Origin of the sequence: Brevundimonas naejangsanensis, assembly GCF_000635915.2 — a bacterium.
GTDB lineage: Bacteria > Pseudomonadota > Alphaproteobacteria > Caulobacterales > Caulobacteraceae > Brevundimonas > Brevundimonas sanguinis.
The window spans coordinates 1,361,327-1,386,031 of sequence record NZ_CP015614.1 but is presented as its reverse complement, the minus strand read 5'-3'; the positions used below and the strand labels follow the sequence as shown (position 1 = coordinate 1,386,031).

The window sequence follows — 24,705 nt, the reverse complement described above, 5'->3', positions numbered from 1 at the left end:
AAAGGTCGAAATGTCTCCCGAACAACAAAGACTCGCCAACGAGGCCCAGGTGGCCTCGCCCTCCTATCGTCTGGCCGCCCTGGATCAGGACTTCCTGCTGGGCGAATCCATGCGCGGCGTGCGCTTCCTGATGGAGTATGAGAAGGCCGAGCAGGCGCTGAAGGCCTGGGGCGTGCGTTCGACCATCGTGGTCTTCGGCAGCGCCCGTGTCGGCGTGAACGGCGACGGCCGCCACGCCTATTGGTACGAGCAGGCGCGCGAGTTCGGCCGCATCGCCTCCGAACGCGGCGGCGCCTTCCGGGGCGAACCGGGCGAGGTGCGCGACAACGTCATCGCCACGGGCGGCGGACCGGGCATCATGCAGGCCGCCAACCAGGGCGCGCACGAGGCCGGGGCGCCGTCCATCGGCTTCAACGTCACCCTGCCGCACGAGCAGTTCCCGAACCCGTGGTCGACGCCCGAACTGACGTTCCAATTCCACTACTTCGCCATGCGCAAGATGCACCTGGCCATGCGGGCCAATGCGCTGGTGGTCTTCCCCGGCGGCTTCGGCACTCTGGACGAGTTGTTCGAGATCCTGACTCTGCGCCAGACCGGCAAGGCGCCGCCGATCCCCATCGTCCTATTCGACGAGGCTTACTGGCGCTCGGTCGTCAACTTCGACACCCTGATCGAGCACGGCATGGTCAAGGCCTCAGACATGGACCTGTTCGCCTTCGCCGACGACGCCGAGACGGTTTGGGCCAAGCTGCTGGAAGGCGGGCTGAAGCCCAACGCCGAGATCAAATAGGGCGCGGGTTGAGGGCGGTCGTCACAGGGTCTAAGGACGGCGTTCATGAACACTGAAGACGTCCTCAACGAATTCCGCGACGCCGGCGCCCTGCGCGAAGGCCATTTCGTCCTCTCGTCCGGCCTGCACAGCCCGGTCTTCCTGCAGAAGAACCTGGTCTTCATGGACGGGGCTCGCTGCGAGCGCCTGTGCAAGGCGCTGGCGGAAAAGATCGTCGCCACGGTCGGCCCGGTCGACGCGGCGATCTCGCCCGCAGTGGGCGGCATCATTCCCGGCTATGAGACCGCCAAGCACCTGAAGGTCCGCTCGATGTACGTCGAGCGCGAGGGCGGCGAGTTCAAACTGCGTCGCGGCTTCTCGGTCGAGCCGGGCGAGAAGGTCGTCATGGTCGAGGACATCGTCACCACGGGGCTGTCGTCGCGTGAATGCATCGCCGCGATCCAGAAGGCGGGCGGCGAAGTCGTCGCAGCCGCCTGCATCGTCGACCGTTCGGGCGGCAAGGTCGATGTGGGCGTGCCCCTGATCGCGCTGGCCTCGATGGAGGTGCCGGCCTATCCGGCCGACGCCCTGCCGCCGGAACTGGCCGCCCTGCCGGTCGAGGATCCGGGCAGCCGCCGCCTGTCCAAGTAGCAAGAGAGAGAACGGGATGAAGCGTCAGCGGGTTCGTCTGGGCGTCAATATCGACCACGTCGCCACGGTTCGTAACGCGCGCGGCGGCGCTCATCCCGATCCGGCCCGCGCGGCCGATGCCGCGCTGGCGGCCGGAGCCGACGGCATCACCGCCCATCTGCGCGAGGATCGCCGCCACATCACCGACGCCGACATCGACGTGCTGACGGCCCTGTGCCGCCGCGCGGACAAGCCGCTCAACTTCGAGATGGCTGTGACCGAGGAGATGCTGGCCATCGCCCTGCGCCACACGCCGCACGCCGCCTGTCTGGTGCCTGAACGCCGCGAGGAAGTGACGACCGAGGGCGGCCTGGCCGTCGCCGGTCATGAGGCCCGCATCGCCCCGGTGGTGAAGGCCCTGTCGGACGCCGGCATCCGCGTCAGCCTGTTCATCGAACCGTCCGAGGACCAGGTCGAGGCCGCCGCCGCCGTCGGCGCCCAGGTGGTCGAGTTCCACACCGGCCGCTATTGCCTGCTGGGCGATCCGGCCGAGCGTGAAGCCGAGTTCGAGCGCCTGGCCGCCGCCGCCGCTCAGGCGGATATTCTGGGGCTGGAGGTCCATGCGGGCCACGGTCTGAACTACGCCACGGCGGGGTCGATCCTGGCCATTCCCGAGATCGTCGAGCTGAACATCGGCCACTTCCTGATCGGCGAGGCGGTCTTCGTCGGGCTGGACGCCGCCATCCGCCGGATGCGGGCGGCGATGGACGAGGCCTCGTTCGGGGCGACTTCCGGAGCCGGGTCGTGATTATCGGCGTCGGCGCCGATCTGTCGGACATTCGGCGCATTCAGGCCTCGCTGGACCGGTTCGGCGACCGTTTCAAACAGCGGGTCTTCACCGAGCTGGAGCGCACCCGCTCGGACCGCAAGGCCGACCCGGCGTGGAGCTACGCCAAGCGGTTCGCCGCCAAGGAAGCCTGCGCCAAGGCGCTGGGCACGGGGATGCGCTCTGACGTCTACTGGCGCGACATGGGGGTGGTGAATCTGCCGTCCGGCCAGCCGACCTTGGCCCTGACCGGCCACGCGGCCGAGCACCTGGCCCGTCTGACGCCGCCAGGTCATGAGGCGCGCATCCATCTGACGCTCAGCGACGAGCATCCCTATGCGCTCGCCTTCGTGGTGATCGAGGCCCTGCCCAAGGGCTGACGCCGCCGCGAAGGTTGCGGTTCCTTCATCATCCAAAGTCTTGCTCGCGGCCGTTTCAGAGACTACGCCTCGACCTTCAAACCCCGCGTTCGGCGGGGGATTCGAGCAGACGATGAGCGACGACCCCAAGGCGAACGGCGGAGCGGCCAACCCAGCTCTTCATCCGGCTGAACAACGGCCGATCTGGAGCGATGACGGCGACGCGCCATTCGACATCGGGGACGACCCCGAGGCTCTCGATAGCGAGACCCCGATCTATGCGCCTCGGCGCTCCAGGAAGGCCAAGCGAGTGAAGAAAGAAAAGTCCGCGAGCAACGAAACGGTCGAGATCATCAAGACCGTCGTTTTCGCCCTGCTGATCGCGCTGGTGCTGCGGGTGCTGCTGTTCCAGCCCTTCACCATCCCGTCGGCCTCGATGGAGCCGAACCTGTACGAAGGCGACTACATCGTCGTGTCGAAGTGGTCGTACGGCTATTCCAAGCACTCGATCCCGTTCAGCCCGCCGGTGTTCAACGGCCGCATCCTGGGGCGCGAGCCCGCGCGCGGCGACATCGCCGTGTTCAAGCTGCCGCGCGACAACAAGACCGACTACATCAAGCGCGTGATCGGCCTGCCGGGCGACAAGGTGCAGATGATCGCCAACAAGCTCTACATCAACGGCGCGCCGGTGCAGGACGTGGTGGTCACCCGCGCCGAGATGGCGGACATGTTCGGCCCGCGCGCCGTGACCCAGGTCCGCGAGACCCTGCCCGGCGGCAAGAGCTTCATGACCCAGGACTTCGGCCCCGGCAACGAACTGGACGACACGCCGCTGTATGAGGTCCCGGCCGGCCACTACTTCATGATGGGCGACAACCGCGACAACTCGATCGACAGCCGCGTCGAGATGTCGTCGGGCGTGGGCATGGTTCCGGCCGAGAACCTGGTCGGCAAGGCCGAGATCATCATGTTCTCGTGGACGCCGGGAGCCTCGTTGTTCAACCCGGTCAGCTGGTTCGCCAACGTGCGCTTCAGCCGGTTCTTCAAGATCCTCGACTGATGGCGGGCGGACGCACGAATGTGCGCGCCGAGGCCGTGGCGGCTCTGCGTCGTCGGCTTGGCCATGCTTTCGCCGAGCCTGAGCTTCTGGAACGCGCCCTGACCCACTCCAGCGTGGGCGAGGGCGCGGGGCCGCAGGTTCCGGCCGACAATGAGCGTCTGGAATTCCTGGGCGACCGGGTGCTGGGCCTGCTGGTCGCGGACCGGCTGGTGCACGAGTTTCCGGCGGCGGACGAGGGGCAGTTGTCCGCCCGTCTGCACGCTCTGGTGGATAAGACCGCCTGCGCCCGCGTAGGCGAGCGACTGGGCGTCGGCGACGCCCTGCGCCTGTCGCCCGGCGAGACCAAGACCGGCGGCCGCAGAAAGGCCGGAGTCATCGCCGATGCTGTTGAAGCGATCTTGGCGGCCGTCTATCGCGACGGCGGCCTGATCGCGGCGCAGGCCGTGTTCGAGCGCGCCTGGGCCGAGGAACTGGCTGCGCCCCCGGCGCCGGCCATCACCAATCCCAAGTCCGCCCTGCAGGAATGGGCGCAAGGCCAGGGCCGTCCGCTGCCGACCTATGCGGTGGTCCAGCGCACCGGTTCGGACCACGCGCCGACCTTTACGGTCGAGGCGACGGTGACAGGATATGAACCCGCCCGAGCTCAAGGGCGTTCGCGACAGGAGGCGGAAAAGGCCGCCGCCGTCGCTCTTTTGAAACGTGAAGGCGTGATTTGACCGAGACCCCCGAAACCACCGAGATCAGCAACCAGCGCGCGGGCTTCGCCGCCATCATCGGCGCGCCCAATGCGGGCAAATCGACGCTGGTGAACCGGTTGACGGGCTCCAAGGTCTCGATCGTCACCCAGAAGGTGCAAACCACGCGCTTTCCTGTGCGCGGCATCGCCATCAAGGGCGACGCCCAGATCGTTCTGGTGGACACGCCCGGCATCTTCACGCCGCGCCGCCGTCTGGATCGCGCCATGGTCGCCTCGGCCTGGGGCGGAGCGCAGGACGCCGATGTGGTCGTGCACCTGATCGACGCCCAGTCGCATATCGACGCGGAAGGACGTGAAGGCACACCTGCTGACCGTCGCTCGGCCGAGGACACCGAGACTATCATCGCCAACCTGCAGGCGACGGACACCAAGGTCATCCTGGCGCTGAACAAGATTGACGGGATGCGCCGCGATACGCTGCTGGCCCTGTCGCAGCGCCTGTTCGAGACGGGCGTCTATTCCGAGGTCTTCATGATCTCGGCCCTTAGCGGCGACGGCGTCGACGATCTGATGACGCGGCTGGCGATGGCCATGCCCGAGGGGCCGTGGCTCTATCCCGAAGACCAGTCGGCGGACGTGCCCCTGCGCGTGCTGGCCGCCGAGATCACGCGCGAGAAGGTCTATCTGCGCGTCCACGAGGAGCTGCCCTATTCGGCGGCGGTCGAGACGACCAGCTTCGAGGACCGCGCCGACGGTTCGGCCCGCATCGAACAGACCATTTATGTCGAACGGGAAAGCCAGCGCCCGATCGTCCTGGGCAAGGGCGGCCAGACTCTGAAATGGATCGGTCAGAAGGCGCGCGAGGAGCTGATCGAGATCCTGGATCGGCCCGTTCACCTGTTTTTGACCGTCAAAGTCGATCCCAAATGGCAAGACTCAAAGGCATTGTACGCCCAGTTCGGCCTGGAGTTTGACGTCTAGTCTCGTGTTCATCGTTCCCAAGACTGCGGGCGGCAGGCCCTGGTTTCTCGGTTCGCTCGTCGCGGCCGGCCTGATATCGGCCGGGGCGGGCGCGTGGTTCCTCAACGCCGTCGCGCCTGAGACCCAGGCGGCGGTCGTCAACCAACCGGCTGCGCCGAAGCGCCCGCCGGTCGAGGTGGTCGAGGCCCTGCCGCAGTTGAAGGAACGACTGGATCGCCTGGCCGCGGCCAAGCAGTTCACCGGCGCCGTGCTGGTGTCCAAGGGCGATCAGGTGCTGTTCCGCCAGGTCTACGGCAAGGCGAACTATGAGCAGGACACGCCATTCGGCCTGGACACCCGTTTCCGTTTGGCCTCGGTGTCCAAGCAGTTCACCGCCGTCGCTGTCCTGAAGCTTCAGGACGAGGGCAAGCTGTCGGTTGACGATCCCGTCTGCAAATGGATTGAGCCGTGCCCCGCCGCATGGGCGCCGCTGCGCATTCACCACCTGCTGTCGCACACCTCGGGCATTCCGGACCTGATGGCTCAGGCCGAATGGGGGCGCATTCGCGTCACCCATCGCACGCCGCAGGAGCTGACCGAGGCGTCGGCCCGCTATGGCCTGCAGTTCGAGCCGGGGACCAAGGTCCGCTACAACAACGCCGCCTTCAATCTGGCCGCCGTAATCGTGGCCAAGGCCAGCGGCCAGACGTTCGAAGACTATCTGGAGCAGTCCATCCTCCGGCCTCTGGGCATGAAGGACACCGGCTCTGACGTGCACGACGATGCTCAGGGCCTGGCCATGGGCTACGGCCTGTTCCCGGCCGGGCTGACGCCGCAGCCGATCGCCAACGTCAGCATCGTGGCGGGGGCAGGGGCGCTGTATTCGACGCTGGACGATATGCTGGCCTGGAACCGCGGCCTGCATCAGGGCCATGTGCTGAGCCGTAAGGCCTATGCCGACCTGATCGCGGACCACGCGCCCGACGACATGCCTGAGCGGCGCGGACCGCACCGGGCCTATGGCTATGGCCTCTATGTCAGCGCCCTGGGCGAACGGACCTCGGCGCCGTTCAGCGATCGCCAGATCTATCACACCGGCAGCTGGGCGGGTTTCCGCAACCTGGTGTCCTATCAGCCGGATGAGCAGGTGACGGTGGTGGTGCTGTCCAACAACTACCACCTGCGCGATCTGGTGCTGCTGATCAATCAGCAGGCGATGGCCGAGGCCCTCGGTCGTCCGGTCCCGGCCGCGCTGAGCCGCTGAGGCGCGGGTTTCTCCTCCCCATTTCATGGGGAGGTGGATCGGCGGCGATAGCCGCCGAGACGGAGGGGCCGCATGGTTGCGCCGTGATTAAGCCCCTCCACCGCTACGCGGTCCCCCTCCCCACGAAGTGGGGAGGAGAGGCGGTCACGGCTTCATCGACCCCGTTTCGATATAGCGCTGGTGCCACGACAAGGCCTCGGTCAGCAGGTGCGGCGACTGCAGGCCGTACGACCCCTTCATCGCGCGGGCGTAGTAGTCGGCCAGCGCGTCGCGATAGTCGGGGTGGGCGCAGTTGGCGATGATGACCTTCGCGCGCTGCTTGGGCGACAGGCCGCGCAGGTCGGCCAGTCCCTGTTCGGTGACGATGACCTGCACGTCCTGGGTGATGTGGTCGACGTGGCTGGCCATGGGGACGATAGCGGAAATCTTGCCGCCCTTGGCCGTCGACGGCGTGACGAAGCAGGAGATGTAGGCGTTGCGCGCAAAGTCCCCCGAGCCGCCGATGCCGTTCTGGATGCGCGAGCCCATGACGTGGGTCGAGTTGACGTTGCCGTAGATGTCGGCCTCGATCAGGCCGTTCATGGCGATGCAGCCCAGGCGGCGGATGATCTCCGGGTGGTTCGAGATTTCCTGCGGTCGCAGGATGATCTTGCCGCGGAACTGCTCCATGCGGCTGTTCAGATCGGCGGCGGCCTCGGGGCTGAGCGAGAAGGCGGTGGCCGAGGCTACGGTCAGCTTGCCCGAGTCCAGCAGGTCCAGCATCCCGTCCTGCAGCACCTCGGTATAGGCGGTCAGGTTCTCGAAGGGGCTGTCCTGAAGGCCGGCCAGCACGGCGTTGGCGACATTGCCGACGCCCGATTGCAGCGGCAGCAGATGGGCGGGCAGGCGGCCCAGCTTCACCTCATGCTGCAGGAACTCGATCAGGTGGCCGGCGATGGCTGTGGCGCTGGCGTCCGGCGCGGCGAAGGGCAGGTTGCGGTCGGGGCTGTCGGTCTCGACGATGGCGGCGATCTTGGACGGATCGACGCGGAAGACGGTCTCGCCGATCAGGTCGGTCGGCTTGGTCAGAGGGATCGGCACCCGGTTCGGCGGCAGGGCGGTGCCGTAGTAGATGTCGTGCATCCCTTCCAGCGCCGCATTCTGCCAGCTGTTGACCTCAAGGATGATGCGGTCGGCGCGGTCCAGCCAGGTCTTGTTGTTGCCGATGGAGGAGGAGGGGATCAGGGCGCCATCTTCACGGATGCCCGACACCTCGACCACCGCCGTCTCCAGCGGCCCGAGGAAGCCCTGCCAGGCCACAGGCGCCACCTGCGACAGGTGCATGTCGAGGTATTCCATCTCGCCCTTGTTGATCTTCTCGCGGGCGATGGGGTCTGAGTTGTAGGGCAGGCGGAACTCGATGCCGTCCGCCTTGGCCAGGGCGCCGTCCAGCTCAGGCCCGGTCGAGGCGCCGGTCCAGACCTTGAGGCGGAACGGATTGCCGGTCGCGTGCTCGGCCTCGATCCGCTCGGCCAGCGCCATCGGCACGACCTTGGGATAGCCCGAGCCGGTAAAGCCGCTCATGCCCACGGTCGAGTTCGCCGGGATCAGGGCGGCGGCGTCCTGCGCGGACATGATCTTCGACTTGAGGGCGGCGTTACGGACGCGGGACATCGCAAACCTGACGACTGGAGCCGGGAAGGGCTCGGAAAACGAAGCGGACATAGGCGCCGCATCACCCTGATTCCAATACGGCTTTGGTCGTAACAGTCTGTGATCACAAAGGCGTCAGCAGGCGGGGATGGATCAGGAATGCGACGAGGCGGGCCGCGCTTCCCCCGCAGGCGGAACAGGACTAGAACAAAGCCATGATCACCGCCGCCCTGATGATGCTTCAACTGTCCGCCGCGCCTGCCGAGACCGCGCCGATCGAGCGGACGCTGGACGCTATGCACGCCGCCGCCTCCGTCGCGGACGGCGAGGCCTACTTCGCGACCTTCACGCCGGACGCGCGCTTCATCGGCACGGATGCGGCTGAGCGCTGGAGCTTGTCGGAGTTCCGCGCCTACGCCATGCCCTACTTCTCGCAAGGGCGTGGCTGGACCTATCGCCCAACCGCGCGAACCGTGACCATCGCTCCGATCGATTGCCGCTGCGTCGCCTGGTTCGACGAGGTGCTGGACAACGACGCTTATGGAACCACGCGCGGCTCGGGCGTGCTGCGTCTGACCGACGACGGCTGGAAGATCGAGCAGTACGTCCTCAGCTTCGCCGTGCCGAACGACCGGGCGCGCGCCGTCGTCGACGCCATCAAGGCCGACTGATGGAGGTTCAGGACGACGCCTTCGTGCTGTCGGCGCGGGCGCATGGCGACACGGGGGCCGTGGTCGATCTGCTGACCGAGCGGCATGGCCGCCGCGCCGCCTATGTCGCAGGCGGGGCCTCGCGCAAGATGCGGCCCTTCCTTCAGCCCGGCGCGCGGGTCGTGGCGGACCTGAGGTCGCGAACCTCGGATCAACTGGGTTCGGCGCGGTTGGAGCCCGTGGGGGAGGGGCCGGCCGCCCTGTTCGACGATCCGCTGGCCCTGACCGGGCTCAGCGCCGCCGCTGCGGTGGCTCAGGGCGCCCTGCCGGAACGAGAGCCGCATCCCGGCGCCTTCTATGCTTTCGAGGCGCTGATGACGGCCTTCGCCATGCCCGAGGTCTGGCCCGCCATTTTCGTGCGGTTCGAGGCCGGATTGCTGGAGGATTTGGGCTTTGGTCTCGATCTGTCGCGGTGCGCCTCCACGGGGTCGATGGACGATCTGGTCTGGGTCAGCCCCCGCACCGGCCGCGCCGTCAGCCGCGAGGCGGGCGCGCCCTATGCCGACAAGCTGCTGGCCCTGCCGCCCTTCATGCTGGGCGCGCAGGCTGGGCTGGGCGCGGGCGACGTGAAGGCGGGGCTGGAGCTGACCGGGCATTTCCTCGAGCAGTTCGTCTTCCACGCCCTGAACCGCCCGCTGCCGCCCGCGCGGGTCTGGATGATCGACAAGCTGGGCGAGGCGGGGCGGCTGTAGCGCCTGCCCGCCTCAAAGCCCCTTCGCGCGTTTCTGCACAGTTAGGCGCGGACAATCCCGGCGTCAGGCCTCCGCTGCGCTAGACTTTCCTCGTCCGATCATTGATTCGAAGTCGTATGACCATCCACACCCCGACGCCCGACGGCGGCCGCATCGTCGAAGAACCGATGGGCGAGGCGCTGTCGCGCCGCTATCTGGCCTACGCCCTGTCGACCATCACCAACCGGGCGTTGCCCGACGTGCGCGACGGCTTCAAGCCGGTGCATCGGCGCATCATGTACGCCATGCACCAGATGCGGCTGAACCCGCAGGCGGCGGCGCGTAAATGCGCCAAGGTCGTCGGCGAGGTCATGGGCGGCTATCACCCGCACGGCGACGCCTCCATCTATGAGGCCCTGGTCCGCCTGGCCCAGGACTTCGCCCAGCGCTATCCGCTGGTGGACGGGCAGGGGAACTTCGGCAACATCGACGGCGATAGCGCGGCGGCCATGCGCTATACCGAGTGCAAGCTGACGCCCGCCGCCGTCCTGCTGCTGGACGGCATCGATCAGGACGCCGTCGACTTCCGCCCCACCTATGATGATCAGGACGAAGAGCCGGTGGTTCTGCCGGCGGGCTTCCCCAACCTGCTGGCCAACGGCTCGTCGGGCATCGCCGTGGGCATGGCGACCTCGATTCCGCCGCACAACGTCGGCGAACTGATCGACGCCTGCCAGTTGCTGCTGGAGCGGCCGGACGCGACGACGGTCGACCTGATGCAGATCGTGCCGGGACCGGACTTTCCCACCGGCGGCGTCTCGGTGGAGAGCCAGGCCGCCATTCTGGACGCCTATGAGACGGGCCGCGGCGGGGTGCGCCTGCGCGCTAAATGGGTCGAGGAAAAGCTTGATCGCGGCGCCTATCAGATCGTCGTCACCGAGATGCCGTACCAGGTGCAGAAGTCGCGCCTGATCGAGGCGCTGGCGGATCTGATCGAGAACAAGAAGGCGCCCTTGCTGGGCGACGTGCGCGACGAGTCGGCCGAAGACATCCGCCTCATCCTCGAACCGAAGAACCGCACCATCGAGCCTGAAATGCTGATGGAAAGCCTGTTCAAGCTGTCTGATCTCGAGGTGCGCTTCCCCATCAACATGAACGTGCTGGACGCCACCGGCACGCCGCGCGTCATGGGGCTGAAGGAATGCCTGCGGGCCTTCCTGGATCACCGCCGGGTGGTGTTGAACCGCCGCAGCCAGTGGCGCATCGCCCGCGTCGAGAAGCGCCTGCACCTGTTGGAAGGCCTGCGCATCGTCTTCCTGAACCTGGACGAGGTTATCCGCATCGTCCGCGAGGAAGAGCAGCCCAAGGCGGCCCTGATCGCGACCTTCGGGCTGAGCGAGCTTCAGGCCGACTTCATCCTCGACACCCGCCTGCGTCAGCTGGCCCGTCTCGAAGAGATGACGATCGAGAAGGAATTCAAGGAGCTGTCGGAAGAACTTGCAGCGTTGCAGGCGCTGACGTCCTCCGAGGCGAAACAGTGGAAGGCGATCGGCAAGGAGCTGGAGGCCGTGCGCAAGGCCTTGATCTCGCCGCGCCGCACCGTGATCGGAGAGGCGGTCGACGCCTCGGCCTTCGTTGCGCCGGAAGCCTTCATCCCGCGCGAAGCCATCACCGTCATCCTGTCGGATCGCGGCTGGATCCGCGCCGCCAAGGGCAAGGTCGACGATCCCTCCGAGCTGAAGTTCAAGGAAGGCGACAAGCTGGGCTTCCTGATCCCCGCCTTCACGACGGACAAGCTGTTGGTCGGGGCCTCGGACGGGCGCATCTTCACCATCGGCGCCGACAAGCTGGCCTCCGGGCGCGGCCACGGCGAGCCGTTGCGCCTGATGATCGACTTGGACGAGAAGGCCGACATCATCAACGTCGTGGCGCACGAGCCGGACGCCAAGCTGTTGATCGCGTCAAAGGCCGGCTACGGCTTCGTGGCCCCCGAGAACGACCTTCTGGCGCAGAAGCGCGGCGGCAAGCAGGTGCTGAACGGCGAGATGCTGGCCATGCTGCGCGTGCCTTCGAACCCGCAGGCCGACCACGTCGCCGTCATCGGCGAGAACATCAAGACGCTGGTCTTCACCCTGGCCGAACTTCCCGAAATGGGCCGGGGCAAGGGCGTGAAGCTGCAGAACTACAAGCAGGGCGGCCTGGCCGATGTGACGGTGTTCAACGCCGAGCAGGGACCGGAATGGGTCGATGGCGGCGGCCGCCGCCGCAACTGGCCGGACTGGAAGGACTGGCTGGGCAAGCGCGCCGGGGCTGGGCGGCAGGGTCCGCGCGGGCTGAGGAAATTCCGCTGATCCCTGTCTCCCTCCCCGTCCCGGGGAGGGTGGTCGCGCAGCGACCGGGTGGGGAGGGCTTGGTGATCAGGGTGCGCTTGAATAGCCTTGCCGTCCCCACCCGGCTTCGCCCTTTCGGGCTCAGCCACCCTCCCCGGGACGAGGAGGGAGAAGGTTGGTGCGTGTCTTTCCTTCCCACTTTGTGGGGAGGGGGACCGCGAAGCGGTGGAGGGGCCTGACCACGGCAGAACCAGGACGCCACTCCGTCACCTCTCCTCCCCATTGCATGGGGAGGAGAGGTGACGGCGAATTCATTGGTTGGGGCGGGATTCGCACCCCATACTCCGCCCATCTTTCGGAGGAGGCTCAATGATCACCCTGATCATCATCGGCGTCATCGTCGCCATTCTGCTGTTCGTCGTGGTCGGCGCCTACAACCGGCTGGTGAAGCTGGATCAGACGGCGAACCAGTCGTTCGCGGATATCGACGTGCAGCTGAAGCAGCGGCAGGACCTGATCCCCAATCTGGTGGAGACGGTGAAGGGTTACGCCACGCATGAGCGCGGCACCCTGGACGCCGTCACCCAGGCGCGCGCCGCCGCTGCGGGGGCTCGTACGGTGGATGAGAAGGTGCAGGCCGAGAACATGCTGACGGCGACGTTGGGCCGCCTGTTCGCCGTGTCTGAGGCCTATCCGGACCTGAAGGCCAACGCCAACTTCCAGCAACTGCAGATGGACCTGTCGGACATTGAGAACAAGCTGGCCGCCGCGCGCCGCTTCTTCAACAATGCGGTCAGCGAGTTCAACGCCGTGCGCCGCCAGTTTCCGACCGTCCTGTTCGCCGGGATGTTCGGCTTCGGCGCCGACAAGCCCTTCTTTGACGTGGGCGAGAGCGAGCGCGCCGGTCTGAACGCCGCGCCGCCGACGGTGCAGTTCTAAGCCCCAATGGCGGTTTTCGGTCAGGCCGTCGGCCTCAAGACCCACATATGGCAGAACAACGCCCGGTCAGCGATCCTGCTGGCCGGGTTCCCGGTGCTGCTGGTCAGCATATTGTTCGGCGTTCAGGTGCTGATGATGGGCTTCGGCCTGCTGCCCAACTCGGGCGGGGACCTGGGTCAGGACCTGGCGCTGGCGGCCTCCATGCTGGGCTGGACCGTGCCCTTCGCCGTCATCGCCGCGGCGATCTGGTTCGTCATCGCCTATTTCGGCAACCAGCTTATGATCGACGTCATGACCGGGGCGCGAAAGGTCGAGCGCCGGGTCGAGCCGGAACTCTATAACCTGCTGGAGAATCTGGCGATCTCGCGCGGGATGAAGACGCCGACCCTGCGCATCATCGAGAGCCCTTCGTTGAACGCCTATGCGTCCGGCCTGCATGAGGGGAACTACAGCGTCACCGTCACGCGGGGCCTGATGCAGACCCTGAGCCGGGACGAGATGGAGTGCGTCCTGGCGCACGAGCTGACCCACGTCATCAACAAGGACGTGCGGACCATGGTGATCGCCTCGATCTTTGCAGGCATCATCAGCGTGATCGCCGAACTGGTGTTCCGCAGCCTGTTCTACATGCGCGGCGGGCGCGGGCGGGACAACAAGAACGCCATGCCGCTGATCCTGATCGGCCTGGCCATCGGGGTGATCGGCTTTGGTCTGGCCGCCGTCATCCGCATGACCCTGTCGCGGACGCGGGAGTATGTGGCGGATGCGGGGGCTGTGGAGCTGACCAAGAACCCGGATGCGATGATCTCGGCGCTGAGGAAGGTGTCGGGTCAGTCCAAGATCGAGGCGCCGGACGAACTGCGCGGCATGTTCCTGGACAATACGGCCGAGAAGACGGGGTTCTCGGGCCTGTTCGCCACGCACCCGCCGATTGAGAAACGCATCGCGGCGCTGGTGCAGTTCGCTGGCGGCCGCGATGATGGGCCGTGGGGCGGCGAGGCATCCCAAGCCAGAGGCACGGCGGTGCCGACGACGTAGGTTTTCCTTCTCCCACAAGGGGAGAAGGAAGGTGCGGCTTTAAAACCGCTCCCAGCCCCAGGGGCGCAGCGCCTCTAGCGGGCGGAACTCGGCCTTGTAGTCCATCTTGGGCGAGCCCTGGACCCAGTAGCCGAGGTAGACGTAGGGCAGTTCCACCGTCTCGGCCTGCTGCAGGTGATCCAGAATGGCGAAGCGGCCCAGGCTGCGGCGCTCCAGATCCGGGTCGAAGAAGCTGTAGACCATCGACAAGCCGTCATGCAGCAGGTCGGTCAGGCAGACGCCGACCAGACGGCCGGGCCCGTCGTCTTCGCTGGGCAGGCGGTATTCGATCAGATGGGTGCGGACGGCCGTGTCCTCGACCATGGAAACATAGTCGGACCAGCCCATGTCGCTCATCCCCCCGCCGGGGTGGCGGGCGTTCAGATAGCGTTGCAGCAGGTCGAACTGCTCCATCGTCGCCTCGGCTTCGACCAGACCGCGCGACAGGTCCCCGTTGCGGGCCAGGATGCGGCGGCGCGAGCGAGAGGGTTCGAAATCCGCCACCGGAATCCGCACCGAAACGCACGCCGCGCAGGCCTCGCAGGCGGGGCGATAGGCGATGTTCTGGCTGCGACGGAAGCCGGCCTGGGTCAGGGCGTCGTTGACGTCCGCCCCGTCGCTGAACGCCAGGTTGGCGAAGACTTTGCGCTCGAACTTCCCCGGCAGGTAAGGGCAAGGGGCGCTGGCCGTCATGAAGAAGCGGAGCTGGCGCGAGAAGAAGTGCTGGGTCACGGCTGTCGCTCCGTGACGGTGTCAGCGCCCGCATAGGGGCTGGATGGGTACGCGCGGCTCATGTCCTGATTTGGCGCGCAACCAGCCGATTTCGCAAGCCTTCTTCGCGCGGCGGGCGTCTCGCCGCGCTTTGTCACAGGCTGGTGTCCATGGGCAGGACCGGCGCTTCGCGCAGCAGGACTATGGCGATGCGGCGGTTGCCCGCCAGCGACGGGTCGTCGGGATAAAGGGGATCGGACCCCGCCTTGCCCGCGACGGAATAGACGCGGTCGGCGTTCACGCCCGCGCTTTGCAGCGTCAGGCGCGAGGCGTCCGCGCGGGCCGAGGACAGGGGCCAGTCGCCGGGGCTGCTGGCGCGGCTGGAGCCGGCGACGGCGCTGGTGTGGCCGGTGATGGAGATGCGATTGGGGAGCTGGTTGATGACCTTGGCCACGGCGCGCAGCAGCAACTGCGCGCGCGGGTTGGGGCGGGCCGAGCCGTTCTCGAACATCGAGCGGCCTTCCTGATCGACCAGCTGGATGCGCAGGCCTTCGGGCGTCTGATCGATGATCAGCTGTTTCGACAGCTCGGCCAGTTCCGGCATGGACTGCATGGCCTGACGCAGGGATTCGGCGGCGCTGGCGAAGTCGGCGGCCTCGCGCCGGGCGATCTCGGCGCGCAGGGCGGCTTCGCTGGCCGAGGCCAGGTTGGAGTTCTGGCCAGCGTCCTGGGGGGCGTCGGGCGCGGCCGGGGCCAGTTGTTCAATCACGGCGTTGGAGCCGGCGCCCTTGGCCCCTTCGGAATCGCCCAGCGACGTGCCGCCCAGAATACCGCCCGAGCCCGAGGTGGAGGCGGATACGCTGGCCGGGGCGAAGTATTCGGCGATGCCGCGTTTCTGTTCCGGGTCGGTCGTGTTGATCAGCCACATCAGCAGGAAGAAGGCCATCATGGCGGTGACGAAGTCGGCATAGGCCACCTTCCACGCGCCGCCGTGGTGCCCGCCGCCGGAAACCTTTTTCACCTTCTTGATCAGGATCGGGCGATCGTTCAGCGCCATGGGGGGCGGGTCCGTCTTAACCGTGTTCGTTCGCCTTACATCCCATGCGGGGCTTAAGAAGCGGTTGCGGCGAGCTGCGGCGGCGCGCCGCGCCCTTGCCGATGCGGACTTCACGGCCTAGCTGATGGCCATGACCAATGCGTCCGCTTCTCCTGCCGCTGATTTCGATCCTCGCGCCTATCGCCGGGCGCTGGGCGGGTTTGCGACGGGCGTGTGCGTGGTGACGGCCCATACGGGCGACGGGCCGCTGGGGATCACGGTGAACAGCTTCACCTCTGTGTCGCTGGACCCGCCGCTGGTGCTGTGGTGCATGGACGTCAAATCCGACCGCCACGACGCCTTCGCCGGCGCGGAGCGGTTCGCCGTCCATATGCTGCCGGTCGAGGACAAGGCCATGTCCGACCGCTTCGCCTGGGGCGCGTGCCGCCTGTCGGACGATGAGTTCGCGGTGGACGACCCGGAGCCGCCGCGCCTGCGGAACGCCGTGACGCGTCTCACCTGCCGGACCCACGACCGCATCGTCATGGGCGATCATCTGGTGATCGTCGGCCGGGTCGAGGCGTTCGATACGCGGCCCGGGGACGCGCTGACCTATTTCCGAGGCAAGTACGGCAAGGCGGTCGATCCGACAGCGTGACGCTTCCTTCTCCCCTTGTGGGAGAAGGTGGATGGCGGAGCCAGACGGATGAGGGGTGCGAAGACACGCGCTCGCGTTTCCCGCTTCATACCGCCCGCCAACACCCCTCATCCGAGCCCTTCGGGCCCACCTTCTCCCACAAGGGGAGAAGGAAAAGATCAGCCCATCATCCGCGCGGCTTGCGGCGCGAAGTAGCTGATGACGCCGGACGCCCCCGCGCGCTTGAAGGCGTGCAGGCTTTCCAGGATGGCGCGGTCCGGGTCCAGCCAGCCGTTGGCGAAGGCGGCCTGCATCATCGCGTACTCGCCGGACACCTGATAGGCGAAGGTCGGCACCTTGAAGGTCTGGGACACCAGCCGGACGATATCCAGATAGGGCAGGCCCGGCTTGACGATCAGGGCGTCGGCGCCTTCCGACAGGTCCATCGCCACTTCGCGCAGGGCCTCTTCGGCGTTGGCGAAGTCCATCTGATAGGTCTTCTTGTCGCCGGTCAGCGACTTGGACGAGCCCACCGCGTCGCGATAGGGGCCATAGAAGGCCGAGGCGTATTTGGCGGCATAGCTGATGATCAGGGTGTCGCTCAGGCCGTTGGCCTCCAGCGCCTCGCGGATGGCCTGGACGCGGCCGTCCATCATGTCGGACGGGGCCACGGCGTCGGCACCCGCGTGGGCATGGATGAAGGCCTGTTCGGCCAGCCGTTCCAGCGTCGGGTCGTTGACGATGCGGCCGTTCTCCAGAACGCCGTCGTGGCCGTGGTCGGTGTAGCAGTCCAGAGCCACGTCGGTCATGACGCCGATCTCGGGCGCGGCGTCTTTGATGGCGCGGATGCAGTCGGGGATCAGGCCGTCCGGGTCGGTGGCCGCCGTGCCGACATCGTCCTTCAGGCCGTCGTTCACATTGGGGAACAGGGCGACCATCGGGATGCCCAGGTCGCGCGCCTCGACGGCGGCCTTGGCGGCTTCCTTGGGCGACAGGCGGAAGACGCCCGGCATGGAGGCGACCGGCTGACGGGCTTCCGGGCCGTCATGGACGATCAGCGGCCAGATCAGGTCGGCCGGCGTCAGGGTCGTCTCGGCGACCAGACGGCGCACCCAGGGCTGCGAACGCAGGCGACGCGGGCGGGCGTAGGGGAAGGCGGCGGGCTGGAAGGGCATGGTCATGGGCGGGGCTTAAAACAAAGCGAGAGGAGAGGCAAAAGGCGAACTGTCCACCCTATGATCGACCTATCTCCCGCTCATCCCGGCGGACGCCGGGACCCAGTGAGAGCCCCGCGCGCATCGCTGACATTGGCGGCGTCATAGCATGAACTTGAATGGGCAGGTTTGAAGCCAAAGTACTGGATCCCGGCGTCCGCCGGGATGAGCGGAAATCTAGGGTGTGAGCCGACAGCAAGGTGACGCGCGCGCCGCCAGCCGTTAGAAGCGCCCCGAACGCCCCGTCAGAGGGCAGGCTGTAATGCGGGAGCTTTCATGGACTTCGCCCTCACCGACGATCAACGCGCCATTCAGGACGCGGCCCGCGCCTTCGCCGAGGCCGAGCTGGCCCCGCACTCGGCCCGCTGGGACGAGGACAAGCATTTCCCGGTCGACGTGCTGAAGGCCGCCGCAGAGATGGGCTTCGCCGGCATCTATACGGGCGAGGAACATGGCGGCATGGGTCTGGGCCGGGTCGAGGCGGCGCTGATTTTTGAAGAACTGTCGCGCGGCGATGTGGCGACGGCGGCCTTCATCTCGATCCACAACATGGCGACGTGGATGATCGACAGCTTCGGTTCCGGCGAACTGCGGGCGCGCTTGGTGCCGTCGCTGGTCGGGATGGAGAAGATCGCCAGCTACTGCCTGACCGAGCCGGGCTCGGGCTCGGACGCGGCGGCGCTGCGGACGACGGCGGTGCGCGACGGCGACCACTATGTGCTGAACGGCTCCAAGGCCTTCATTTCCGGCGCCGGAACGTCGGACGTCTATGTCGTCATGGTACGCACGGGCGGGGAGGGGCCGAAGGGCATCTCGACCCTGGTGGTTGAGGCGGGGACGCCCGGCCTATCGTTCGGCGCCAATGAGAAGAAGATGGGCTGGAACGCCCAGCCGACCGCCGTGGTCAGCTTTGACGATTGCCGGGTGCCGGTCGCCAATCTGGTGGGCGAGGAAGGCGCGGGCTTCAAATACGCCATGGCCGGTCTGGACGGCGGGCGCCTGAACATCGCCGCCTGCTCGCTGGGCGGGGCGCGTCTGGCGCTGGAGACGGCGCAGGAATACGTCGCCGGCCGCAAGCAGTTCGGACAGGCCATCGGCCAGTTCCAGAACACCCAGTTCGAGCTGGCGGACATGGCCACGGATCTGGAGGCCGCCCGCCTGATGGTGCTGCGCGGCGCATGGGCGATCGACACCGGCCACCCCGAGAAAACCAAGTGGTGCGCCATGGCCAAGCGCCTGACGACCGACGCCTGCTTCCAGATCGCCGACCAGGCGCTGCAACTGCACGGCGGCTACGGTTATCTGAAGGACTATCCGCTGGAGCGGATCGTGCGCGACCTGCGGGTGCACCGCATTCTGGAAGGCACGAACGAGATCATGCGGGTGATCATCGCGCGGGAGCTGGCGAAATGAGCGAAGCTGAAGTCATCACCCGCATCGAAAACGGCGTCGGCCGCATCACCCTGAACCGGCCCAAGGCGATCCATGCGCTGAACCGGGCCATGTGCGAGGCGATGATCGAGGCGCTGTTGGCGTGGCGGGACGACGCCGCCGTGGCCTCGGTGCTGATCGACCATGCGGGCGAGCGCGGCTTCTGCGCCGGGGGCGACATCCGCATGATCGCCGAGAGCGGGGCGGGGGACGCGTCAGAGGCGAAGGCCTTCTTCAAGACCGAGTATCAGCTGAACCATCTGATGTTCGTCTATCCCAAGCCGATCACGGCGGTGGTGGACGGCATCGTCATGGGCGGCGGCGTGGGCATCAGCGAGCCGGCCGACATCCGCATCGCTACCGAGCGCACCACCTACGCCATGCCCGAGACCGGCATCGGCCTGTTCCCCGACGTGGGCGGGGGCTGGTTCCTGCCGCGTCTGCCGGGGCAGACGGGCGTCTGGCTGGCGCTGACCGGCGCGCGGCTGAAGGCGGCGGATACGGTGGCCTTGGGCATTCACACCCACTTCGTGCCGAGCGAGGGCGTGGAGGCGTTCAAGGCCGAACTGCTGGCCGCGCCTGCCGACCCGAAAGCGGTCGCGGACCGCGTCGCCGCAGACGTCGGGCCGTCGCCGCTGGCCGCGCACCGCGAAGCCATCGACCGGTTGTTCGCCTTCGACACGGTCGAGGAGATCGTCGCCGCGCTTCAGGCTGACGGTTCCGAGTGGGCGCTGAAGCAACTGGATATCCTGAAGACCAAGTCGCCGCAGTCGCTGAAGGTGTCGCTGCGCCAGATCCGCACTGGCGCGACGCTGACCGACTTCGCCGACAACATGGCGATGGAATACGCCCTGGGCGGCCGCGTGGTTCAGACCCATGACTTCCAGGAAGGCGTGCGCGCCGTCATCATCGATAAGGACAATGCGCCGAAGTGGTCGCCCGCCGAGCTTTCTTCGGTTTCCGACGCCCAGATCGAGTCCTTGTTCGAGCCCTTGTCGGCAGCTGAGGCATGGAAACCGCTGATCGACTGATTTCGCGCAAGCTTTGTTGTCCGGCTCGGGGGAAAAGCCTATCTTGGCGAAATGAGTAAGCGCTGGACCCCCGAATCCTGGAGAAACAAGCCCGTCCTGCATATGCCGACGGACTATCCGGACGCCGCCGAACTGGCGCGCGTCGAAGACGAGCTGCGCGCGATGCCGCCCCTTGTCTTTGCGGGCGAGGCGCGCAAGCTCACCAGCCATCTGGCCCAGGTTGAGGCGGGCGACGCATTCCTGCTGCAGGGGGGCGACTGCGCCGAGAGCTTCAAGGAGTTCTCGACCGACAACATCCGCGACACCTTCCGCCTGATCCTGCAGATGGCGGTGGTGCTGACCTTCGCCGGCCGCAAGCCGGTGGTGAAGGTAGGCCGCATCGCCGGTCAGTTCGCCAAGCCGCGCTCGTCCCCGGTCGAGGAGATCGGCGGGGTGGAGCTGCCGTCCTATCGCGGCGACATCATCAATGGCATGGGCTTCACCCCGGAAGAGCGCACGCCCGATCCGCAGCGTCTGATCCGCGCCTATAATCAGTCGGCCTCGACGCTGAACCTGCTGCGCGCCTTTGCGGGCGGGGGGTATGCGGACCTCTACAACATCCACCGCTGGACGCTGGGCTTCGCCGACGACGGCGCGGGCGCGGCCTACCGCGAACTGGCCGACAAGATCACGGAGGCCCTGGCCTTCATGGAGGCGGTCGGCGTCACGCCCGAGACCCACCCCGACCTGTCGCGCGTCGAGGTCTTCACCAGCCACGAAGCCCTGCTGCTGAACGTCGAGAGCGCCCTGACGCGCTTGGACGGCTCGACCGGCGAATGGTTCGACACCTCGGCCCACATGCTGTGGATCGGCGAGCGCACCCGCCAGCTGGACGGCGCTCACATCGAGTTCATGCGCGGGATCTCCAACCCCATCGGGGTCAAGTGCGGGCCGACCATGACGGCGGACGACCTGCTGCCGCTGATCGACGCCCTGAACCCGAACAATATTCCGGGCCGTCTGACGCTGATCGGCCGCTTCGGCCACGACAAGGCGGGCGACCGCCTGCCGGGCCTGATGCGGGCGGTGAAGGCGGCGGGCAAGCGCGTCGTCTGGTCGATCGACCCGATGCACGGCAATACGCTGAAGGCGGGCAACGGCTACAAGACCCGTCCGTTCGACCGCGTCATGGGCGAGGTCCGCACCTTCATCGACGTGGCGGAGGCCGAGGGCGTCCATCCCGGCGGCGTCCACCTGGAGATGACAGGCCAGAACGTCACCGAATGCATCGGCGGCGCCCAGGCGGTGACCGAGGACGACCTGTCGAGCCGCTATCACACCCACTGCGACCCGCGCCTGAACGCGGATCAGGCGCTGGAGCTGGCCTTCCTGGTCGCCGAACGTCTCAAGGCCGGGCGGCAGGCCCGGTCCGAGGCCGCATGACGGCAGAAGACCACACGCCCGGCCGTGTCGCCTATCAGGGCGCGCCGGGCGCCTTCAGCCATGAGGCTTGCCTGGACCTGCGCCCGTGGGACGAGGCGGTCGGCTTTGAAACCTTTCAGGGGGCGATCGACGCGGTCCTGAGCGGCGACTGCCACTGCGCCCTGATCCCGGTCGAGAACTCGACCGTGGGCGTGGTCGAGCCCGCCGCCACTCTGGTGCGGGAGGCGGGATTGGTGGCGGTCAGCGACGCCTGGCGGCCGATCCGATTGGCCTTGATGGGCGTGCCTGACGCGCGCCTGTCCGACATAAAAACGGCCGAAAGCCATCCCGTCGCCCTGCAGCAGTGCTCCAAGGCTCTGAACGAGATGAAGATCTCGGCGATTGAAGTGTTCGACACCGGGGGCGCCGCCGCCGCCGTCGCCGAGGCGGGGGACGTCTCGCGCGCCGCCGTCGCGCCAGCGCGCGCGGCCGAGGTTTATGGGCTGATCGTTCTACGCAACGATTTGCAGGATTTCAGCGACAACCGGACGCGTTTTGTCCTGTTCACGGCCCCTGAGGCTTGACCGCGCATAAAATTTGCTGTTGTAAGGCCCGGTCGGATCAACCCTGATCCAGAAACCGGACCGGATTCATGTCCTCGCTGCGCGCACAAATGACCCTTGAAACCACCACGCGCGCGGTGGCCGGCTTTTATTTTGGCTGCGGCTATTACGGCTTTCGATACGCCGGCTGAGGCGTCGGGCTTCTAACCAAACCCTGACTGTCTCGCTGGCGACCGCTTCTCCCCAAGCGGCCAGTACGCGCGTTCACGCCTGACCTTCTGTCGGCGGGACGCGACCCCCCATCGAAATCCTATGCCGAAAGCCATCCCCCATGCCGCAGTCCGCCATCCAGCAAGTCTGGCCCGCTGAAATCACTGAAATGAGCGCAGAACAGAAGGCGCTGGCCGCCCTGCGCGCCGAAATCGACAGCCTGGACGATCAGATCCTCGAACTGTTCGAGCGCCGTCTGGCCGTCGCTGCCCAGGTGGGCCAGGCCAAGGACGCGCCCGTCGGTCCCCACACCAAGCTGCGTCCCGACCGCGAACAGGCCGTTCAGGCCCGCATCCTGAAACAGTGCGATCCCGAGAACCGTGAAGCCGTCGAGCACCTGTGGCGCGAGATCGTCGGCTGGGGCCTGGCGCGCCAGGGCCGTCTGCAGGTCCAGGTCTGGGCCCCGATCGACCCGTCCAAGGCGGTGGACGGCGCCCGGCTGCGCTTCGGCGCCGCCGCCGACATCAAGCTGGTCCTCGACCCGCAGGCCGCCCTGGCCCACGCGGCCGAAGGCAAGGGCGTGGCCGTCCTGTCCATCAGCGGCGATGATCCCTGGTGGATCGGTCTGCGCCGCGAGTGGTCGATGCTCAGCGTGTTCGACGGTTACGGGGGCGAGACGCCGACGTCTCTGGCTGTCGGCAAGATCGATCCGCCGGCCCTGCCCAAGGGGCGTCGCGTCGTCGTCACCGCGGGCGGCGATGCGGGCGACGGCTCGGGCGCGCGCCGCTGGGGCCTGAACACCCACCACGGCTGGACCTTGGCCCTGACCGACGCCGATGTGGCGCCGGGCGAGGTCGAGGGCGGCGTCGGCGCCATCGGCTGACGCAGGGCGTTAACTCCGTCTCAAAGCAGGGCGGGCGAGTGTGGCGGCATGGCCCAGCCCGTCCTGCATCGACTGCCGCGTGTCGTCGCCCTCTCGGCGGCCGCTCTGGCGCTTGCGGGGTGCGGCGTGAACGAAGCCGACCCGCATCGGTTCGAGGCCCTGGCCCAGTCGGTCGCCGCCATTCCTGTATCGGCAGACGAGGGCGGAGATAGGGACGACACGACGCGGCCAGCCGCGGCTCCCGGCGCTTCACATCAGCGCGCAGCGCCTCTGAAGGTTGAGCTGATGACCCCGCACGAGCTGTGGGACGCCCGCGACGGGCTGGGCGCCAAGGTTCGCCGGATGTCGGCTCCCGCGCCTGCTCCGGCCGGCTATCATGATTTCGAGGCCCCCCCGCCCGTCGCCGCTGCGCCCGTCGTTCCCCTGCCAGGCGCGCCCGCGCCGACGGCCCGCCATGTGCAACTGGGCGCCTTCTCCAGCGAGGACAGCGCCCGGGCGGCATGGCGACGGATGAGCCAGGGGGCTGGCGGCGCGGCCTTGTCGGGGCTTCAGCCCGCCTATGAAGCGGTTGAGGTCGGCGGGCGCCGGCTGGTCCGGCTGAAGGTCGCCGCCACGGCTGAACAGGCGCAGGTTCTGTGCCGCGATCTGGCGGCGTCGGACCCCTGGTGCGCGCGCGCCGGCGGCGCGGCGGCCTGATCGTCCACAGGCTCAGCTTAAGGTTTCGTTGACGATTGGCCCTCGCGGCCCGATCCTGCGCGGCATGGGCGGGCTGCGGACAGAGATGAGTCGCGCCTGCTGATCACAGTGGGATTTCACATGGCGCAGCCTCAGGTCATCGTCATCGGCAATGAAAAGGGCGGGGCGGGCAAGTCCACCCTGGCCATTCATATCGTCACCGGCCTTCTGCACGCCGGGCGCAAGGTCGCGATTATCGACCTGGACCTGCGCCAGCGTTCGCTGGAGCGCTTCTTCGCCAACCGTATCGCCTGGACCAAGGCCAACGGCCATGAGCTGCCGCTGCCCATCGTTCCGGACATGGGCGACGGCAAGCTGCTGCATAAGGCGGATGAGGCCGAGCAAATGTCGCGCTTCGAGGCGGCGTTCAGCTACGCCAAGTCGTCGGCGGACGTCATCGTCATCGACACGCCGGGCGGGGACACCCCGCTGTCGCGCGCCGCGCACGGCCGGGCCGATCAGATCGTCACCCCGATGAACGACAGCTTCGTCGACTTCGACCTGCTCGGCGAGGTGGACCCGGTGACGCTGGATCTGATCCGTCCGTCCATCTATTCGGAAAGCGTCTGGGAGGCGCGCAAGCACCGCGCCATCGCCGAGGGCCGCCAGGTGACCATCGACTGGATCGTCGTCACCAACCGTCTGGCCGTGGCCGAGGCGCGCAACCGTCGCCGTCTGGCCTCGCGGATGGCCAAGCTGGCCAAGCGGGTCGGTTTCCGGGTCGGGCCCGGCCTGCGCGACCGGGTCATCTATCGCGAACTCTTCCCGTTCGGTCTGACGGTGGCGGACCTGTCGAATGACATCCGCCCGGTGTCGGTGTCCCTGGCGCACGTCGCCGCGCGTCAGGAGATGCGCAACCTGATGCAGGCCCTGGGTCTCGACGACGCCATCTCGGCGATGGACGCGGCGGCTTGATCGCTTAATTGGCC

General features: G+C 67.3%; 25 protein-coding genes. 21 read left to right on the top strand and 4 right to left on the bottom strand.

Annotation, left to right across the window (positions count from 1 at the left end; all coding sequences use genetic code 11):
- Positions 1-10 precede the first annotated feature (10 nt).
- From DA69_RS06535 to DA69_RS06500, 8 genes are all read left to right on the top strand, one after another.
- A complete protein-coding gene (locus DA69_RS06535; protein ID WP_025976756.1) occupies positions 11-790 on the top strand; it encodes a TIGR00730 family Rossman fold protein in 780 nt (259 codons plus the stop codon).
- A 45-nt stretch (positions 791-835) separates the two neighbouring features.
- On the top strand, positions 836-1,420 hold the full coding sequence (gene pyrE / locus DA69_RS06530) for an orotate phosphoribosyltransferase (RefSeq protein WP_025976757.1): 585 nt from the start codon (positions 836-838) through the stop codon (positions 1,418-1,420).
- Positions 1,421-1,436: 16 nt separating this feature from the next.
- Complete coding sequence (locus DA69_RS06525; protein WP_025976758.1) at positions 1,437-2,207, top strand: pyridoxine 5'-phosphate synthase; 771 nt, start codon at positions 1,437-1,439, stop codon at positions 2,205-2,207.
- Positions 2,204-2,605, top strand: a complete 402-nt coding sequence (acpS, locus tag DA69_RS06520; RefSeq protein ID WP_025976759.1) for a holo-ACP synthase — start codon at positions 2,204-2,206, stop codon at positions 2,603-2,605. Before DA69_RS06525 ends, acpS begins: the two co-directional genes overlap by 4 nt.
- Before the next feature lie 112 nt (positions 2,606-2,717).
- Positions 2,718-3,644, top strand: a complete 927-nt coding sequence (lepB, locus tag DA69_RS06515) for a signal peptidase I (RefSeq protein ID WP_025976760.1) — start codon at positions 2,718-2,720, stop codon at positions 3,642-3,644.
- Positions 3,644-4,360: a ribonuclease III gene (gene rnc, locus DA69_RS06510; protein WP_025976761.1), complete on the top strand. Its 717-nt coding sequence runs from the start codon at positions 3,644-3,646 to the stop codon at positions 4,358-4,360. Before lepB ends, rnc begins: the two co-directional genes overlap by 1 nt.
- Positions 4,357-5,322 carry a GTPase Era gene (gene era / locus DA69_RS06505; RefSeq protein ID WP_025976762.1) on the top strand — a complete coding sequence of 322 codons (966 nt, stop codon included), beginning with the start codon at positions 4,357-4,359 and terminating at the stop codon, positions 5,320-5,322. Before rnc ends, era begins: the two co-directional genes overlap by 4 nt.
- A 4-nt stretch (positions 5,323-5,326) precedes the next feature.
- Positions 5,327-6,565 (top strand): serine hydrolase domain-containing protein, encoded by a 1,239-nt coding sequence (locus DA69_RS06500; protein WP_025976763.1) that lies wholly within the window; start codon positions 5,327-5,329, stop codon positions 6,563-6,565.
- Between the two features lie 144 nt (positions 6,566-6,709).
- On the opposite strand, the gene DA69_RS06495 is transcribed toward DA69_RS06500, so the two are convergent.
- Positions 6,710-8,218 carry an acetyl-CoA hydrolase/transferase family protein gene (locus DA69_RS06495; protein WP_025976764.1) on the bottom strand — a complete coding sequence of 503 codons (1,509 nt, stop codon included), beginning with the start codon at positions 8,216-8,218 and terminating at the stop codon, positions 6,710-6,712.
- A gap of 194 nt (positions 8,219-8,412) precedes the next feature.
- Here DA69_RS06495 and DA69_RS06490 point away from each other — a divergent pair, with 194 nt between their 5' ends.
- The 5 genes from DA69_RS06490 (at position 8,413) to DA69_RS06470 (ending at position 13,885) form a co-directional block, all read left to right on the top strand.
- Entirely contained in the window at positions 8,413-8,868 is a 456-nt protein-coding gene (locus tag DA69_RS06490) for a nuclear transport factor 2 family protein (RefSeq protein ID WP_025976765.1), read from the top strand.
- Positions 8,868-9,599, top strand: coding sequence for a DNA repair protein RecO (gene recO / locus DA69_RS06485; protein ID WP_025976766.1), 732 nt, complete (start codon positions 8,868-8,870; stop codon positions 9,597-9,599). The genes DA69_RS06490 and recO overlap by 1 nt, the downstream gene beginning before the upstream one ends.
- Before the next feature lie 116 nt (positions 9,600-9,715).
- Positions 9,716-11,929: a DNA topoisomerase IV subunit A gene (gene parC / locus DA69_RS06480; protein ID WP_025976767.1), complete on the top strand. Its 2,214-nt coding sequence runs from the start codon at positions 9,716-9,718 to the stop codon at positions 11,927-11,929.
- Positions 11,930-12,277: 348 nt separating this feature from the next.
- Positions 12,278-12,847, top strand: coding sequence for a LemA family protein (locus DA69_RS06475; protein ID WP_025976768.1), 570 nt, complete (start codon positions 12,278-12,280; stop codon positions 12,845-12,847).
- 6 nt (positions 12,848-12,853) lie between these two features.
- The gene (locus DA69_RS06470) at positions 12,854-13,885 is read left to right on the top strand and encodes a M48 family metallopeptidase (protein WP_025976769.1); all 1,032 of its coding nucleotides are present in this window, start codon (positions 12,854-12,856) and stop codon (positions 13,883-13,885) included.
- A gap of 39 nt (positions 13,886-13,924) precedes the next feature.
- Here the strand turns inward: DA69_RS06470 and DA69_RS06465 are convergent, their stop codons facing one another.
- Positions 13,925-14,656 carry an arginyltransferase gene (locus tag DA69_RS06465; protein WP_025976770.1) on the bottom strand — a complete coding sequence of 244 codons (732 nt, stop codon included), beginning with the start codon at positions 14,654-14,656 and terminating at the stop codon, positions 13,925-13,927.
- Between the two features lie 133 nt (positions 14,657-14,789).
- A complete protein-coding gene (locus DA69_RS06460) occupies positions 14,790-15,692 on the bottom strand; it encodes a flagellar motor protein MotB (RefSeq protein ID WP_025976771.1) in 903 nt (300 codons plus the stop codon).
- A 124-nt stretch (positions 15,693-15,816) separates the two neighbouring features.
- Between DA69_RS06460 and DA69_RS06455 the strand changes: the two genes are divergently transcribed.
- Positions 15,817-16,329, top strand: coding sequence for a flavin reductase family protein (locus DA69_RS06455; protein WP_227157889.1), 513 nt, complete (start codon positions 15,817-15,819; stop codon positions 16,327-16,329).
- Between the two features lie 158 nt (positions 16,330-16,487).
- Here the strand turns inward: DA69_RS06455 and hemB are convergent, their stop codons facing one another.
- Entirely contained in the window at positions 16,488-17,489 is a 1,002-nt protein-coding gene (gene hemB, locus DA69_RS06450; protein ID WP_025976773.1) for a porphobilinogen synthase, read from the bottom strand.
- Between the two features lie 309 nt (positions 17,490-17,798).
- Here hemB and DA69_RS06445 point away from each other — a divergent pair, with 309 nt between their 5' ends.
- From DA69_RS06445 to DA69_RS06415, 7 genes are all read left to right on the top strand, one after another.
- Positions 17,799-18,935: an isobutyryl-CoA dehydrogenase gene (locus DA69_RS06445; RefSeq protein WP_025976774.1), complete on the top strand. Its 1,137-nt coding sequence runs from the start codon at positions 17,799-17,801 to the stop codon at positions 18,933-18,935.
- Positions 18,932-19,984: an enoyl-CoA hydratase/isomerase family protein gene (locus DA69_RS06440; protein ID WP_025976775.1), complete on the top strand. Its 1,053-nt coding sequence runs from the start codon at positions 18,932-18,934 to the stop codon at positions 19,982-19,984. The genes DA69_RS06445 and DA69_RS06440 overlap by 4 nt, the downstream gene beginning before the upstream one ends.
- Before the next feature lie 51 nt (positions 19,985-20,035).
- A complete protein-coding gene (locus DA69_RS06435; RefSeq protein ID WP_025976776.1) occupies positions 20,036-21,406 on the top strand; it encodes a class II 3-deoxy-7-phosphoheptulonate synthase in 1,371 nt (456 codons plus the stop codon).
- Positions 21,403-21,969 carry a prephenate dehydratase domain-containing protein gene (locus DA69_RS06430; RefSeq protein ID WP_025976777.1) on the top strand — a complete coding sequence of 189 codons (567 nt, stop codon included), beginning with the start codon at positions 21,403-21,405 and terminating at the stop codon, positions 21,967-21,969. The genes DA69_RS06435 and DA69_RS06430 overlap by 4 nt, the downstream gene beginning before the upstream one ends.
- A gap of 358 nt (positions 21,970-22,327) precedes the next feature.
- On the top strand, positions 22,328-23,041 hold the full coding sequence (locus DA69_RS06425; protein ID WP_235599231.1) for a chorismate mutase: 714 nt from the start codon (positions 22,328-22,330) through the stop codon (positions 23,039-23,041).
- A 48-nt stretch (positions 23,042-23,089) separates the two neighbouring features.
- Positions 23,090-23,737 carry an SPOR domain-containing protein gene (locus DA69_RS06420; RefSeq protein WP_025976779.1) on the top strand — a complete coding sequence of 216 codons (648 nt, stop codon included), beginning with the start codon at positions 23,090-23,092 and terminating at the stop codon, positions 23,735-23,737.
- A 120-nt stretch (positions 23,738-23,857) separates the two neighbouring features.
- A complete protein-coding gene (locus DA69_RS06415; RefSeq protein ID WP_025976780.1) occupies positions 23,858-24,691 on the top strand; it encodes a division plane positioning ATPase MipZ in 834 nt (277 codons plus the stop codon).
- Positions 24,692-24,705 lie beyond the last annotated feature (14 nt).

Excerpts from the sequence above, each read along its gene's own strand:
- DA69_RS06435 (WP_025976776.1), top strand. The coding sequence starts at position 20,036 with ATGAGTAAGCGCTGGACCCCCGAATCCTGGAGAAACAAGCCCGTCCTG.
- DA69_RS06535 (WP_025976756.1), top strand. The coding sequence starts at position 11 with ATGTCTCCCGAACAACAAAGACTCGCCAACGAGGCCCAGGTGGCCTCG.
- DA69_RS06430 (WP_025976777.1), top strand. The coding sequence starts at position 21,403 with ATGACGGCAGAAGACCACACGCCCGGCCGTGTCGCCTATCAGGGCGCG.
- DA69_RS06460 (WP_025976771.1), bottom strand. The coding sequence starts at position 15,692 with ATGGCGCTGAACGATCGCCCGATCCTGATCAAGAAGGTGAAAAAGGTT.
- hemB (WP_025976773.1), bottom strand. The coding sequence starts at position 17,489 with ATGACCATGCCCTTCCAGCCCGCCGCCTTCCCCTACGCCCGCCCGCGT.
- pyrE (WP_025976757.1), top strand. The coding sequence starts at position 836 with ATGAACACTGAAGACGTCCTCAACGAATTCCGCGACGCCGGCGCCCTG.
- recO (WP_025976766.1), top strand. The coding sequence starts at position 8,868 with ATGGAGGTTCAGGACGACGCCTTCGTGCTGTCGGCGCGGGCGCATGGC.
- DA69_RS06440 (WP_025976775.1), top strand. The coding sequence starts at position 18,932 with ATGAGCGAAGCTGAAGTCATCACCCGCATCGAAAACGGCGTCGGCCGC.
- DA69_RS06495 (WP_025976764.1), bottom strand. The coding sequence starts at position 8,218 with ATGTCCCGCGTCCGTAACGCCGCCCTCAAGTCGAAGATCATGTCCGCG.
- rnc (WP_025976761.1), top strand. The coding sequence starts at position 3,644 with ATGGCGGGCGGACGCACGAATGTGCGCGCCGAGGCCGTGGCGGCTCTG.
- DA69_RS06425 (WP_235599231.1), top strand. The coding sequence starts at position 22,328 with ATGAGCGCAGAACAGAAGGCGCTGGCCGCCCTGCGCGCCGAAATCGAC.
- DA69_RS06475 (WP_025976768.1), top strand. The coding sequence starts at position 12,278 with ATGATCACCCTGATCATCATCGGCGTCATCGTCGCCATTCTGCTGTTC.
- DA69_RS06415 (WP_025976780.1), top strand. The coding sequence starts at position 23,858 with ATGGCGCAGCCTCAGGTCATCGTCATCGGCAATGAAAAGGGCGGGGCG.
- parC (WP_025976767.1), top strand. The coding sequence starts at position 9,716 with ATGACCATCCACACCCCGACGCCCGACGGCGGCCGCATCGTCGAAGAA.
- DA69_RS06420 (WP_025976779.1), top strand. The coding sequence starts at position 23,090 with ATGGCCCAGCCCGTCCTGCATCGACTGCCGCGTGTCGTCGCCCTCTCG.
- DA69_RS06445 (WP_025976774.1), top strand. The coding sequence starts at position 17,799 with ATGGACTTCGCCCTCACCGACGATCAACGCGCCATTCAGGACGCGGCC.
- DA69_RS06470 (WP_025976769.1), top strand. The coding sequence starts at position 12,854 with ATGGCGGTTTTCGGTCAGGCCGTCGGCCTCAAGACCCACATATGGCAG.
- DA69_RS06455 (WP_227157889.1), top strand. The coding sequence starts at position 15,817 with ATGGCCATGACCAATGCGTCCGCTTCTCCTGCCGCTGATTTCGATCCT.
- DA69_RS06525 (WP_025976758.1), top strand. The coding sequence starts at position 1,437 with ATGAAGCGTCAGCGGGTTCGTCTGGGCGTCAATATCGACCACGTCGCC.
- lepB (WP_025976760.1), top strand. The coding sequence starts at position 2,718 with ATGAGCGACGACCCCAAGGCGAACGGCGGAGCGGCCAACCCAGCTCTT.
- DA69_RS06490 (WP_025976765.1), top strand. The coding sequence starts at position 8,413 with ATGATCACCGCCGCCCTGATGATGCTTCAACTGTCCGCCGCGCCTGCC.